This is a genomic window from Nocardia sp. NPDC004278 (assembly GCF_053602975.1).
This window is the reverse complement of record NZ_JBSGEQ010000007.1, coordinates 132519-144873: the sequence shown is the minus strand read 5'-3', so window position 1 is coordinate 144873 and position 12355 is coordinate 132519. Positions and strand designations below refer to the sequence as shown.

At 65.6% G+C, this 12355-nt stretch carries 15 protein-coding genes; 6 read left to right on the top strand and 9 right to left on the bottom strand.

Features of this window, described 5'->3' with window-relative positions:
* Positions 1 to 30 precede the first annotated feature (30 nt).
* Entirely contained in the window at positions 31 to 750 is a 720-nt protein-coding gene (locus ACWEO2_RS13420) for a uracil-DNA glycosylase (RefSeq protein WP_452405549.1), read from the top strand.
* A gap of 35 nt (positions 751 to 785) precedes the next feature.
* Here ACWEO2_RS13420 and ACWEO2_RS13415 read toward each other — a convergent pair whose 3' ends face one another.
* Positions 786 to 1466, bottom strand: a complete 681-nt coding sequence (locus tag ACWEO2_RS13415) for a hypothetical protein (RefSeq protein WP_452405548.1) — start codon at positions 1464 to 1466, stop codon at positions 786 to 788.
* 478 nt (positions 1467 to 1944) lie between these two features.
* Between ACWEO2_RS13415 and ACWEO2_RS13410 the strand changes: the two genes are divergently transcribed.
* On the top strand, positions 1945 to 3195 hold the full coding sequence (locus tag ACWEO2_RS13410; RefSeq protein WP_452405547.1) for a KasA/KasB family beta-ketoacyl-ACP synthase: 1251 nt from the start codon (positions 1945 to 1947) through the stop codon (positions 3193 to 3195).
* Here the strand turns inward: ACWEO2_RS13410 and ACWEO2_RS13405 are convergent.
* The 3 genes from ACWEO2_RS13405 to ACWEO2_RS13395 all read right to left on the bottom strand — a co-directional run bounded on the left by ACWEO2_RS13405 (position 3192) and on the right by ACWEO2_RS13395 (position 5231).
* The gene (locus ACWEO2_RS13405; RefSeq protein WP_452405546.1) at positions 3192 to 3584 is read right to left on the bottom strand and encodes a GNAT family N-acetyltransferase; all 393 of its coding nucleotides are present in this window, start codon (positions 3582 to 3584) and stop codon (positions 3192 to 3194) included. The two genes, ACWEO2_RS13410 and ACWEO2_RS13405, sit on opposite strands and share 4 nt — an antisense overlap.
* A gap of 91 nt (positions 3585 to 3675) precedes the next feature.
* Positions 3676 to 4602: a cyclase family protein gene (locus tag ACWEO2_RS13400; RefSeq protein WP_452405545.1), complete on the bottom strand. Its 927-nt coding sequence runs from the start codon at positions 4600 to 4602 to the stop codon at positions 3676 to 3678.
* Positions 4603 to 4661: 59 nt separating this feature from the next.
* On the bottom strand, positions 4662 to 5231 hold the full coding sequence (locus tag ACWEO2_RS13395) for a universal stress protein (protein ID WP_452405544.1): 570 nt from the start codon (positions 5229 to 5231) through the stop codon (positions 4662 to 4664).
* Here ACWEO2_RS13395 and ACWEO2_RS13390 point away from each other — a divergent pair, their 5' ends adjacent.
* The 3 genes from ACWEO2_RS13390 to ACWEO2_RS13380 all read left to right on the top strand — a co-directional run bounded on the left by ACWEO2_RS13390 (position 5232) and on the right by ACWEO2_RS13380 (position 7433).
* Positions 5232 to 6128 carry an alpha/beta fold hydrolase gene (locus ACWEO2_RS13390; RefSeq protein WP_452405543.1) on the top strand — a complete coding sequence of 299 codons (897 nt, stop codon included), beginning with the start codon at positions 5232 to 5234 and terminating at the stop codon, positions 6126 to 6128.
* 275 nt (positions 6129 to 6403) lie between these two features.
* The gene (locus tag ACWEO2_RS13385) at positions 6404 to 7024 is read left to right on the top strand and encodes an antibiotic biosynthesis monooxygenase (RefSeq protein ID WP_452405542.1); all 621 of its coding nucleotides are present in this window, start codon (positions 6404 to 6406) and stop codon (positions 7022 to 7024) included.
* A gap of 64 nt (positions 7025 to 7088) precedes the next feature.
* Complete coding sequence (locus ACWEO2_RS13380; protein ID WP_452405541.1) at positions 7089 to 7433, top strand: hypothetical protein; 345 nt, start codon at positions 7089 to 7091, stop codon at positions 7431 to 7433.
* Positions 7434 to 7458: 25 nt separating this feature from the next.
* On the opposite strand, the gene ACWEO2_RS13375 is transcribed toward ACWEO2_RS13380, so the two are convergent.
* The 3 genes from ACWEO2_RS13375 to ACWEO2_RS13365 are packed head-to-tail and all read right to left on the bottom strand — an operon-like array spanning position 7459 to position 10377.
* Positions 7459 to 8472, bottom strand: a complete 1014-nt coding sequence (locus ACWEO2_RS13375) for a hypothetical protein (protein ID WP_452405540.1) — start codon at positions 8470 to 8472, stop codon at positions 7459 to 7461.
* Between the two features lie 11 nt (positions 8473 to 8483).
* Positions 8484 to 9803: a Dyp-type peroxidase gene (locus ACWEO2_RS13370; RefSeq protein ID WP_452405539.1), complete on the bottom strand. Its 1320-nt coding sequence runs from the start codon at positions 9801 to 9803 to the stop codon at positions 8484 to 8486.
* Between the two features lie 13 nt (positions 9804 to 9816).
* A complete protein-coding gene (locus tag ACWEO2_RS13365) occupies positions 9817 to 10377 on the bottom strand; it encodes a hypothetical protein (protein ID WP_452405538.1) in 561 nt (186 codons plus the stop codon).
* A 167-nt stretch (positions 10378 to 10544) separates the two neighbouring features.
* On the opposite strand from ACWEO2_RS13365, the gene ACWEO2_RS13360 reads away from it, so the two are divergent.
* The gene (locus tag ACWEO2_RS13360; protein ID WP_452405537.1) at positions 10545 to 11240 is read left to right on the top strand and encodes a hypothetical protein; all 696 of its coding nucleotides are present in this window, start codon (positions 10545 to 10547) and stop codon (positions 11238 to 11240) included.
* Here the strand turns inward: ACWEO2_RS13360 and ACWEO2_RS13355 are convergent.
* Positions 11215 to 11562 (bottom strand): nuclear transport factor 2 family protein, encoded by a 348-nt coding sequence (locus tag ACWEO2_RS13355; protein ID WP_452405536.1) that lies wholly within the window; start codon positions 11560 to 11562, stop codon positions 11215 to 11217. The genes ACWEO2_RS13360 and ACWEO2_RS13355 overlap by 26 nt on opposite strands.
* Positions 11563 to 11716: 154 nt before the next feature.
* Positions 11717 to 12352: a DUF3159 domain-containing protein gene (locus ACWEO2_RS13350; RefSeq protein ID WP_452405535.1), complete on the bottom strand. Its 636-nt coding sequence runs from the start codon at positions 12350 to 12352 to the stop codon at positions 11717 to 11719.
* Positions 12353 to 12355: the final 3 nt, after the last annotated feature.

Sequence of the window (12355 nt, the reverse complement as noted above, 5' to 3'; positions counted from 1 at the left end):
CCGGCCGCACTGTGTGATCGAATAACCATCATGTGCGAGACCATCGCCGAACTAGACGCCGCGGTCGCGGACTGCTTCGCCTGTCCGCGGCTGGTCGCCTGGCGGGAGCGGGCGGCCAGGGAGAAGCGCGCGGCCTATCGCGACGAGACCTACTGGGGCAGGGCGGTTCCCGGCTATGGCCCGGATGACGCTCGGTTGCTCGTGGTCGGCCTGGCCCCGGCCGCACACGGCGGCAACCGGACCGGCCGGATGTTCACCGGCGACCGCAGTGGGGATTTCCTCTACGCCGCCATGTACAACGTCGGGCTGACCAATCAGCCGACGGCGGTGCACCGCGATGACGGGCTGCGGCTCATCGGTGCGCGCGTCACCGCACCGGTGCACTGCGCGCCGCCGGCCAATAAGCCGACCCCCGACGAACGCGACCGCTGCAGGCACTGGCTGGAAACCGAACTGGGCCTGCTCGCACCGACATTGCGGGCGGTGGTGGTACTCGGTGCGTTCGGCTGGCAGGCACTGCTTCCGGCACTCGCGTCATCGGGCTGGACCGTGCCGCGCCCGCGTCCCAAATTCGGACACGGCGCCCATGTCGTGTTCGCGCCGAGCGCCGCCGGTCGCGCACCGCTGCACCTGTTCGGCTGCTACCACGTCAGCCAGCAGAACACCTTCACCGGCCGACTCACGCCCGAGATGCTCGAATCGGTACTGACCGCCGCGGCGAGCGCCGCTGGCCTGCCCGCCGGCAGCTGATCCTGCGCGGAGAACCGGGGCGAACCGCACCTGGATCAGGACGGAGGCGTGATCTTGGTGATGACGGTGATGCCCTCGCGGGGTGCGACACTCACGAACTGCCGGTAGGTGCGCACCGTCGAATCGGGCCGGACCTCGGTGATCACGACATCGAATCGACCGTCGACCATCGGCGTGATCAGGACGCAGTGCTGGGTGCCGAGCGGAACGGATTTGATTCCGGCATCGATCAACTGGATCGTGGACACCCCGGCGTCCGGGCTGGTCAGGGATCGGGCGTCGGAGCCGGATCGGGTTACGTAGTAGGCGTATTGGAAGGCGAGAATCACATCCGGACCCGATTTGGTCGAACCGGTGCCATTACCGCGCACCAGTTGTTCGGTGCGGGTCGGTTCACAGTTCGGGCCGCCACCGAGCACCGGATCGGTGATCGTCGCGGTCGACTGCCGGGTATTGCTCGCCTCGGCCGTGTACACCAGCACCAGCGCCACCGCCGCCAGCGTCCCGAAGAATGCCGCGCTACCAACCAGCCAGGGCCGATGCCGCGGGCGGCGTTTCCGGCGTGGTGGTCGCGGCCCGGGTAGGACCCGTGGCGCCGGTCCGGGCGGGATCATGCCCGGCCATAGCGGATCGGCCGAACGGTTCCGGCTTCGGCGCATGCCGGTGCGGAGCGCGGCGGTATTGCCGTTGGACTCAGCTGCGTTCGACGACACCATGATCTCGCCACACCCCTTTGCCGGTGCCGCTCGGGCGACCTTCAAAACTTGCCGGGCCCCAGCCCTTTCAATGCCGTTGTGCAATAACAAGATTGCACATCCACCCGGGTAATGGCGACCGAATCGGCCAGCGCGCGCTCGTCAGCGGATCGGCAGACTACGCCCGATCCGGCCGCGGATGCGTCCCCTTTCGGCAACTTTGGAGGGTTCCCACAAGAGCCGGGCCGAAGGTTCGTAAATACGGGCATACCGTGATCAAACCGCGCCGGTAAGCTCTTCCCGAAACGATGTCCGGCGAAAATACCTGCTCAGCAATGTGTTTCGACACCCTGCTCAGCACCGGGAACCGCCTACGACGATGCCGTCCGACAATGATGTCGGGTTGCGGCGGACCGGTTGTACGCCTGTTCGCTTCGCATAAGGCACTCGTCAGGACACCGAAACAGAGTTACCGGAAGAGAAATCAGGAGTGACGCTCGTGCGTAACCTCTTTGCCGCCGATGGACGTTTTCCGAACGTCGTCGTGACCAGCCTCGCGGCGACCACCTCGATCGCTGGCGATGTCGATGCCACGTGGAAGGGACTCCTCAACGGTGAGAGCGGAATCGAGGAGCTGGACGATCCGTTCATCGAGGAGTACGAGCTTCCGGTGCGCATCGGCGGTCACCTGAAGGTGCGGCCGGAGACCCTGCTGACCCGCGTCGAGCAGCGCCGCATGGCCTATGTCGAACAGCTCGCGACCGTCCTCGGACGTGAGGTATGGCGCAATGCGGGCAGTCCGGAGGTGGATCCCTACCGACTCGCGGTGGCGATCGGCACCGGCATCGGTGGCGCGGATGCGATCACCGATGCGAATAGCAAGTTGAAGAACGGCGGCTATCGCAAGATTTCGCCGCTGGCCGTGCAGATGATCATGCCCAATGGCCCGTCGGCCGTCGTCGGTCTGGAACTGCAGGCCAGGGCCGGAGTGATCACCCCGGTCTCGGCGTGCTCGTCCGGTTCGGAGGCGATTGCCAACGCGTGGCGCATGATCGTGATGGGCGATGCCGATATGGTCGTCACCGGCGGCGTCGAGGGCTTCATCGACGTCCTGCCGATCGCGGCATTCACCATGATGCGCGCCATGAGCACCCGCAACGATGACCCGAAGGGCGCCTCCCGTCCGTTCGACAAGGATCGCGACGGCTTCGTCTTCGGCGAGGCCGGTGCGCTGATGGTCCTGGAAACCGAGGAGCACGCCAAGGCGCGCGGCGCGACCATCCACGCGCGGCTGCTCGGCGCCGGAATCACCTCCGATGGCTACCATCTGGTGGCTCCGGCACCGGATGGCGATGGCGCCGCCCGCGCGATGACACGGGCGATGCAGACCGCGGGCCTGACGCCGAAGGACATCACCCACATCAACGCGCACGCCACCGCGACACCGATCGGCGATGTCGCCGAGGCGCGCGCCATCAACAAGGCCGTCGGCAACCACGCCTCGGTCTACGCACCGAAATCCGCACTGGGACATTCCATCGGCGCGGTGGGCGCACTCGAATCGATCCTGACCGTGCTCAGCATCCGCGACGGCATCGTGCCGCCGACGCTGAACCTGGAAAACCTCGATCCCGAGATCGATCTCGATGTGGTGCACGGCGAGGCACGCCACCAGGAGATCGAGTACGCGATCAACAATTCGTTCGGATTCGGCGGGCACAATGTCGCGCTCGCCTTCGGCCGGTACTAGCGGACCAGGATGGCGCGCGGATAGAGCAGTTGGAAGCCCAGCTTCTGCACGTTCTGCTGTGACTTCGAACCGGGCAGTGTGGTCACCACCGCGAGGTCACAGCCCGCGACCGCCGCGGCGGCGAGGCGCATCGACAGCAGTGAGCCCTGTACACCGCGTCGGCGGAATTCCGGCAGGGTCGCCGCACCGCACAGTTGGGCAATGCCGTCGCTGAGGCGCAGGCTCGCGCCTCCGACGGGCACACCGTCCATCCAGGCCAGTGAACCGACGAAACCGGTTGTCGCGGTGAGGTCCCGCTCGGCGCGCTCGATCGCCTCGCGCGGGAACTCCTCGTGCGAGGCGACACCCTGGGCATCCGGCGTGGCGAAGCCTTCCACAACGACATTCACCCAGGTATCGAATTCCTCATGGCCGACATCGCGGGTTTTCAGTCGCCGAGCTGGTTCGGCGTGTCCCGGTGGTGCGGGTCCGCACCGTTGGTCAGAAGATCGCGACCGGTGCGACCGGCGTTCCGGTGGCACCGACGAACGGCTCGGGCATTGCGCTGAGCAGGAATTCGTAGCGCTCCTCGGCCGCGCAGATCCGCGACAGCTCCTCGAGATTCCAGTTCTGCCCCTGCAGCATGCCCATCTCGACCAGGTGCAGTGCGTGCACCGCGAGCCACCCGTCCGCGAGCTCCGGCGGGAAGATCTCGAAGGTCAGGGTGTCGTTCGCGACGGCCGCGACATCGCGGGCGTGGAACCATTCCGGACTGCGCACCGAAAGTCCCGGTGCGGGAACGGCATACCCCTGTTTGTCGCCCGCCAGATACAACCGCATCTGGCCGGTCCGCACCAGCACCACATCCCCGGCACGGACCCGGGTGCGCGCCAATTCCTCGGCGGCCAGCAGGTCCTCGGGCCCGACGGCGTGGTCGCCGGGAAGACGGTCGACGCCATGGGCGGCCGCGATATCGAGCAGGACACCGCGCGAGACGATATGGCGGGCCTTATCGATACCGCTGAAGGCGGCGCCGCCGTGCGCGGTGATGGTGTCGGCCGGACGCCCGTTGTAGATCCGGCCGGAATGCGAGATATGGGTCAGCGCATCCCAGTGGGTGGCGGCCTGCAGTCCCATTGTCACCACGTCGTCGCTGGTGGCGACCAGTCCCGGTCCGAACATCTCCCAGTTCAGCGCGATCATCGAATGCAGTGGATTGACCCGTCCCGGTATCAGTCCGGTCTGAATTCCGTGCTGCTGCAATGGAACCGCCAACGAGACCCGGCGCCCGGTGCGCACCGTGGCAGCGGCATTCCGGACGACCTCATCGGTAATGAGATTGAGTGTGCCGATCTCGTCGTCATCGCCCCACCGCCCCCAGTTGTTCACCCGCTCAGCGATATCCAGCAATTCCCGGGGCAGTGCCATGGCGGCAATCTACCGTTGGCGGCCTGATCCCGGCGGCGAACCGCGCGCCGTGCAGCGACTCACTTCGGCGCATGCCCGGTCTGAGCGATCAGCACAGAGCAATCGGCGTGTCGGGCGGCCTTCTCGGCGGTCGTTCCGATGAAGCGACCCCAGATCGCCGAATGGCCGCTGCGGCCCAGGACGAGCAGATCCGCCACGTGATGCGTTGCGGCGATGGCGAGTTCACGGGCGGAGTGTCCGGCGCGGATCTCGGCTTCGATGGCAATGCCGCGTTCGGCTGCCGTCGCGGCGGCCGCGGCCAGCCAGCGGCGGCTGGCCTCCTCCTCGACCGAGCGCTCCTCCTCGATCTCACCGATCACCGGCCGATACAGCGGCCGATGTTCCTCGACGGCGACGACGGTGAGCGCGGATCTATGCTCGGCGGCCAACTCGAGCGCCAGTCGCAGAGCCTCGCGGGCGCCGGGCGAGTCGTCGTATCCCACCACGATCCGCTGGAACACACCTCCAGTGTGATCCTCCGGCTGATCGTGGTCCAGCGGCGCGTACGGTTCGCTGTCCGCCCACAGCAGGTCGTTCGGATCCGCCCGCGGAAGGTGTTCGGCAGACCCCGGGCGAACTATGGTGACCATATGCCCGTTACCGACGGTACCGCTGTCTCCGAACCGCCAGTCATCCCCGGTGTGCGCCGGTCGTTCATCACCGCCCGCGATGTCCGATTCCACGTCACCGAGGCCGGACCGGTCGACGGTCGGCCGGTCGTGCTCTTGCACGGCTGGCCGGAGCACCATTACGCCTACCGGCACCTGCTCGCCGACCCACCCGATGGGCTCCGGATCATCGCGCCCGATCTGCCGGGCTATGGCTGGTCCGGCCCCGCACCACATCGGTGGGCGAAGGAGGATGTCGCCTCCGATGTGCTCGCACTCCTCGATGCGCTCGGCCTGGGCCGCGTGCTGCTGGTCGGCCACGACTGGGGCGGTTACGTCGGATATCGCATGGTGCTGCGCGAACCCGAGCGCTTCGACGGCTACCTCGTGCTGAATATGGCGCATCCATGGGTTCCGGTACCGACGGTATTGCGCCACCTCTGGCGCTTCCTCACCTATCAACCCCTGGTCGCCACCGTGGGTGTGCCGTTACAACAGCGCACCAAGTTCCTCGAACGACTCATCGGCGCCGCGATCACCGACCACGGCGCCTTCGACCGCGAGGCGGTGCGCATCTTCGCCGACCGCTTCCGCGATCCGGTCTGCGCCCGCTCCGCCACCGACACCTACCGAACCTTCTGGCTGCGCGAAGTCCCCAATGCCGCACGCAATCCGGAACGCCGCCGCATCACCATCCCGATCCGCGCGGTCTTCGGCGTCGAGGACGTCGCCGTCCACCCATCCCTCGCCGCCGCCGATACCGCCAATGCCGACGACTACACCTTCGAACCCGTCACCGGCTGTGGACATTTCGTCGCCGACGAGCGCCCCGACATCATCCGCGCCCGCCTGATCGAGCTGGCGGCAGCCACGAAATAGGCTTATTCGCTGCGGCTTTCGCGTGCGCGGAGCGCGGGCACAGACCTTCGACCTGCGCATCGTCCACCGACCGTGGTTCCGGTCGGTGGAGGATGCGCGGGATCAGACGTAAGGAGCCAGAGCCGTCACGATCGCATCTGGCCGTCGATCGCGGCAAGTTGCGGAGAGTGTGCTGGGAGGCCATCCGCTATTGCCATTGCGGGAATGGCGGAGCAGTGTGAACTTACCGGTGGCGCCATCGGGGCGCTGCCCTGAACACCCCGAGGGGGTGGATCGTGTACGCACGTTCTACCACTATTCAGGCGCAACCCTCCGCTATCGATGCCGGGATTGCGCACGTTCGCGACGTAACAATGCCGGCTCTGGAAGACATACCCGGCTGTATCGGGCTGTCGCTACTGGTCGACCGGAAGTCCGGCCGGTGCATCGCGACGACCGCATGGGAAACCGAGGACGCGATGCGCAATAGCGCGGAGCGCGTTCGCTCGATTCGGGATCGTGCCGCTGAGACATTCCGCGGCGGCGCACTGATCGAACAGTGGGAGATTGCCGCCTTGCATCGGGACCACCGCTCACGCGAGGGCGCATGCGCCCGCGTGGTCTGGAGCAAGATGGACCCGGCTCGGGCCGACTCGGCGATCGACACCTACAAGTCCCAAGCCCTACCCGCAATGGAAGGCCTCGAGGGGTTCTGCAGCGCCAGTCTGCTGGTCGACCGGGCGTCCGGGCGGGGCGTTTCGTCTGTCACCTTCGACAACGCCGATGCGATGGAACGCAACCGCGACCAGGCGACCGCCATGCGGGACCGAATCGCTGGGCAAGCCGGCATGCAGGTGACCGACATCGGCGAGTTCGAATTGGCACTCGCCCACCTGCGCGCACCCGAATTGGTGTAACCATGCGGCCGGTGCCGTCATCGCCGACGGCACCGCCGAGCAACTCGGCCGCGCAGCCGTGCCGATGGCGAATCGGCACTACCTGACCCGCGGCCGAGTTGCGCACCAGGTCATCGGGCCGCGATCGGTCTTCTGGCTGATGGATCCCGACAAACTCGCCGAATATCTCGACCGGGAGGCCACGTACTATCGCAGCCTCGCCGACTACTACCGCGAAATCGCCGCAGCCAAGGACCGCGGCGATTACCGCACCGGCCCACAGACCCAATCGATCCGCATCGCCGCCGAAGCAGGCATCCGCCTGACCGACGCACTCGGCGAGTGGGCCGAATGGACCCGATGCCATCCCCCAGCAAGCAGCGAAAGTCCTGAAACCTGGCCGACGGCGAGCGCCGCAACCGAGAGCTAACCCCCAGTGCCGCTGGGTAATCCGGTTATTGCATGGTGGCTAGGTTGTGCCAGAGGTTTTCGAGGCTGTCGGTGCCGCCGAAGAGGGTGGTGAAGTTGGTGGAGTCGAGGAGAATGATGTCGCCTGCGCGGGGGGTCGTGGGGGGCATCCAGATCAGGGTGTTGAATTCTGTGTTGCCTGCGGCGGTGAAGGGGTGGGGGCGATCGGGGGCTACGCGCTGGCGGCCGAGGACTCGTAGGGAGTCGCTCTCCGGGGCGGTGAGTTCGTAGTGCGGCAGGTGGGGGTGGAAGTTGAGGGTGGTGACGTTGTCCAGTAGGTGGAGCGCGTCCAGATCTCGGAATCCGGTCAGGGGGGCGATCTCATCGGTGCCGTCGACGACCGCGGGGCGCAGGCCCCATTTGTTGTGCACCGGCACATCGAGCGCCTTCATCAGTGAGCGGGTGTACTGGCCGAATCGCTGTTGGCGGGGTACCAGCGGGTCGCCGTGATGCTCGTATTCGATTTGTCGCTGTGTGAAGTCGTCGGTGAAGCCGACGTCGTGGTGCGGCGCCAGCAGCAGGCAGGTGCCTTCGCGTTGCAGCCACTCCCGGATCGCGGCGCACTCCTCGGGTGTGGCCTGCTGCTCGGACAGGACGTGGTCGAGTCCGAACACCATGAGCGTGTCGGTATCGGCGAGGATCCGCTCGTCGATCGGCAAGGTGTAACCGGCCTGGTCGATGCGCTGGAACACCGCGACGGGATGTCCCGTGGCCTCCCCCGCCAGTCGCTGGAACGCCAGCGTCGAACGATGGAAGAGCTCCAATGTGCCCGCGATGCCCTGCAGGAAGTGCGCCGCGTCGTACTCGACGGTCTCGTAACTCGGCCACGTGACATTGCGGACCTCGGTCATCGTGGAGAAGCGGTTGTACATTTCGGCGGGATCGCGTTGGGCCTCCCACGGATAGCTCCACGTCCAATAGATGCTCATCCGCCGCCGCCCGTCGTGCTTGCGCGGAATGTGGTCCTGGTTGTAAGTGCGTGCCCGCGGCAGGGTGCTCATGCTGTCACCTCTCAACTGTCGAGCGAGGCCAGGTATCGCAGTGCGCGAACACCCGGCAGGAAGAAGTACGCGCCGCCCTTGAGCGTGGTAAATGCCGGTAGTCCCGTGAGCACCTTGCGGATGGGCCGCTTGGGGATTGTGAACTCCAGGGTGCCGTCCTGGGTGCCGCAGATGGGGTCGCGTTCATTGCCGAGTTCGTGGAATGCCTTGTCATTGATCCAGACGTTTTGGGCGAACTCGAACTGGCGGACCAGGCTGGCGCAGATGATGAACGCGGCGATGCCTCGATCCGCCCCGTCATCGGGTGCGTCCTCCGGCAGCGCCGGACCGTAGGTGGCGCCGCGGCGAATCATCCTGCGGCGGTTCATATTCGGTGCGGTATCTCGCGGGTTGAGCCGTCGCACGTGCGAGCCGAGCGGTATCGCGTAGCCGTGCGGATCCATCTGTTCGTAGTTGAAGTCGTTGTTCCGCATGGGATCCGCGCCGAGCTCCGGATCGTCGTGGTCGGGAGCCAGCGTCAAGGGCGCGCCGCTAGGCCAACGGCCCATGAGCTTCGCGGCGAGCAGCTGCTGCCCGTCCGGGGTGTCGGCGTGCTCGCGCAGATAGCTCCGAAATGCACCGACGTGTTCTTGCAGCCGCCGATAGGCCATATAACTCCCGTTGCGGGACAACACCTCCGGCTGCGGCAACCGGTGAACCGGCCCCTCCTCATCCGGATAGCCGAGGATGAATTCGCCGGGTTTCAGCGGTCCGCCCGACCCCGGCGTCGGTTCTTCACCGGATCCCTCGATCACGGGCTGGGACAACCGGTCTCGGAAACCGAAGTGGTCGTGGGCGTAGTTGAATGGCGGCGTCGCATTCAAATCCAAGAAGGACAACACGCGCACGCCCGGGCTGCGGGCCACCAGCTTGTGGTGCTCGGCGGTGCACCTCTGGTGTTCGGCATCGGTGCGAGCGAACAGGATCGCGATGGCGTGCAGGTCAGCACCGGCCAGCCCACCCACCCAGTTATCGGGGTGATTGGCACCCGTATCGCCCAGAATGTCAGCGCGCGCGGCCATGCCTTCACGGAACTCGGCGGGGAAGGTGGCAAGCGCCTCCTGCGACACCCCTAGCGCCCGCAGCCCGCGCCAGGTGAAGGCCAGCGTGATCCAGCGCTCGGAGCTGTCCATCGTGGCGCGCACGTCCGCGGCCGACTGCACCCGTTCCAGCAGCTCGGTCAGCCAGGCCCGGCCCCCGGCGGGATCGTCGAAGGACAGGAACTCGTAGCGCCCGGTCATCGCCGGGGTGCGGGTCAGCAGGATGTGCTGAATATCGTCGAGTTCGAGCATCGGCCCGGACGATCTACTGCATCTGATCGAGCATGTCGGAGAACGCCGCCTTTAGCCGCAGCGCCTTTTTGATCTCGTCGGCGGTGACATAGGGGTACTCGCCGTATTCGAGGAAGCTCGGAAACTGGTGCTCTCGAACGAATTTCACGAAGGCAGCCGGGTTTTCCTGCCAATCCTCCGGGAACCCTTCGAGATTGGTGAAAACTGTCGTGATACCGGTCTGACTGAAGAGCGCGACGGCGTCCTCGGTGTACTTGTCGAAATCGGTGTCGAAGATGCCTTGATACTGGAAATGCAGCCCCGAGCCGACATCGAACAGCACCCACCGCAGATAATGCAACCGCAGTGGTGCCAGCACATCCGGACTGCCCGCTACCGCCTCTTCGATCTGCTTGCCGTACGCGCGAACCGCCTCTTCTCGACCCGGTTTCACCTTTGCGATGATCGAGAATCCGTAGCAGGCTGGCGTCCGTGGATAAATCGGTCCGTACCGACCCCGCTCCAGCTCGAAATAGCCCTCCCTGGGGATGGCCATCGCCGCCGGTCTACTCCAGTCCTTATCGGTCGCTGGCATGGCGTCACCTGCCTTTACCGTCGCAGTAAGCGGGACATCCAGCATGGTACGCAGCGAGCCGATAGCGCCGCAAAGATTCGGCTATCTCCGCCGTACTGGACATCCGAGATAATTTCGAGAAACTCCGAATCCCGGCCACGGGCGCCCGGGTTTGACAGGATCACCTCATGTCGAACCCGCCGCAGAACACCAACTCGGCGCCGCAACCGCGCCATTTGTCGACGCCGCGAGCCGCCGCGCTGTCCGGAATCGCCTTCGCGGTGTTGTTCGGCACGACGATTATCCTGATCCGCATCAAAATGCCTGCAGGCCTCGAAGATTCAACGCATTGGCTGAAGAGCCAGCAAAGTGCGATCACGATGGCAACGGTGCTGATGCCCTTCGCCGGAATCAGCTTTCTATGGTTCATCGGCGTCGTGCGCGACGGATTCGGACGCTACGAAGACCGATTCTTCCTATCCATATTCCTCGGCAGCGGGCTGCTATTTCTGGCGATGATGTTCGTCGCCACCGCGGTCGCCGCGGGCTTGGTGGCGAGCAACACCGACGTAACCGACCCGACCGCCCGCTCCGAGGTGATCAACTTCGGCAGGCATGTCCTGGTTTCGGCGAGCCAAACCTATGCGCTTCGCATGGCCGCCGTATTCATGATCTCGCTCGCGACGATTTGGTTGAAGACCAGGCTGATGCCCCGCTGGCTCGCCATCCTCAGCTATTTGGTAGCCCTGACACTGCTCATCGTCAGCGAGATGAGCAAATGGGTGGAGCTGGTATTCCCCGCCTGGGTACTCGTGGTCAGCTGCCTTCTCCTGGCCCGTGAAGCCGTCGAGAACCGGGCTAGGACGGCTGACGGATCTGGGTGACGATGGTGTAGAGCTCGACAATGACGCCGTCTTTGGTACGAGCGATGTCCATGCCGCTGACCACCGGCGGTTGGTCGACCGGGCCGTATTGGAAGCCGAGGTGGCCGATGTCGTCGAGTTCCGAGGCCGGGCCTGCAGGTCGGAAGACCCAGTCCGGGTTTTCCGCACGCACCTCTTCGGCGCGGCGTTCGAGGTCCTTGCGCCCGTGCACAATTCGGTCCGGTTCGTGCCACACCACATCTTCGGCATAGGTCTCGGCGATAGCTGCGGCCCGGCGAGCCGGATCGGGTTCGTTGAAGACGTCCAGCAGGTTGCGTCGCATGAGGTCAGCAGAGGAACGGGTCATGGCGAGGCCTTTCATGCGGGGTAATCGCGGTAGCTGGGTTGACGCAGGACACGGTGCCCGAAGGGACTTAGTTGAAAGCTATCGTCCCTTGGCTCCAGCGTGTCGATAAATGCCGATTACCTGCCGTCGGTTATCGCTTGCGAACCCACAACCATGAGGCGGCAACGGCGATAAGTACCGAGGGTTTGCCGAGCAGTATGGTCCCCGCCGCCAGGGCCGCGATCTGATCGGCGGCATACAGCGGCAGGAGTATCAGCACATGGAGCGCCCACATCACGGCCCAAGCCGCGGTCAGGCGCCGGTGCTTGCGGATCCGGGTCTGATCGACTTCGGCGGGTTCGATCCGGATGCGTTGACACACAAGCAGACTCAACGGACGGCCCCGGATCAGGGTGGCGCCGAAGGCGACGGTCGAGACCGCGCAGCCGACGATCTCGGGTAGGAAGAAGGCACGGCCCTCACCGGTGAACAGCACCAGCGCCGAATAGACGGTGACGGCAGCTAGGGCGGCCACAACAACCTTCGTTGAATCACCGCGCCGCAGCCGCCATCCGGCGAGCAGGGCCGCCGCGGTCAATGTGGCTGCGACCGACGGACCGGTCCCGAACAGTTGATATCCGACCAGGAATACCGCGACCGGCGTGACGGCGTCGACGAGGTGCCGAACGCCGCCATGCGCGATGACGGCCTGCCCGAGCACCCTGGCGGCTGACCGCACTCGCGCCGAGTCGTGCGAGGTCCCGGACCGGCTGTCGTCGAGTGTCATTCG

Coding starts and splice junctions, on each gene's coding strand:
- ACWEO2_RS13420 (WP_452405549.1), top strand. CDS start 31: ATGTGCGAGACCATCGCCGAACTAGACGCCGCGGTCGCGGACTGCTTC.
- ACWEO2_RS13365 (WP_452405538.1), bottom strand. CDS start 10,377: ATGCCAGCGACCGATAAGGACTGGAGTAGACCGGCGGCGATGGCCATC.
- ACWEO2_RS13395 (WP_452405544.1), bottom strand. CDS start 5,231: ATGGTCACCATAGTTCGCCCGGGGTCTGCCGAACACCTTCCGCGGGCG.
- ACWEO2_RS13390 (WP_452405543.1), top strand. CDS start 5,232: ATGCCCGTTACCGACGGTACCGCTGTCTCCGAACCGCCAGTCATCCCC.
- ACWEO2_RS13380 (WP_452405541.1), top strand. CDS start 7,089: ATGGCGAATCGGCACTACCTGACCCGCGGCCGAGTTGCGCACCAGGTC.
- ACWEO2_RS13400 (WP_452405545.1), bottom strand. CDS start 4,602: ATGGCACTGCCCCGGGAATTGCTGGATATCGCTGAGCGGGTGAACAAC.
- ACWEO2_RS13350 (WP_452405535.1), bottom strand. CDS start 12,352: ATGACACTCGACGACAGCCGGTCCGGGACCTCGCACGACTCGGCGCGA.
- ACWEO2_RS13360 (WP_452405537.1), top strand. CDS start 10,545: ATGTCGAACCCGCCGCAGAACACCAACTCGGCGCCGCAACCGCGCCAT.
- ACWEO2_RS13355 (WP_452405536.1), bottom strand. CDS start 11,562: ATGCGACGCAACCTGCTGGACGTCTTCAACGAACCCGATCCGGCTCGC.
- ACWEO2_RS13370 (WP_452405539.1), bottom strand. CDS start 9,803: ATGCTCGAACTCGACGATATTCAGCACATCCTGCTGACCCGCACCCCG.
- ACWEO2_RS13375 (WP_452405540.1), bottom strand. CDS start 8,472: ATGAGCACCCTGCCGCGGGCACGCACTTACAACCAGGACCACATTCCG.
- ACWEO2_RS13415 (WP_452405548.1), bottom strand. CDS start 1,466: ATGGTGTCGTCGAACGCAGCTGAGTCCAACGGCAATACCGCCGCGCTC.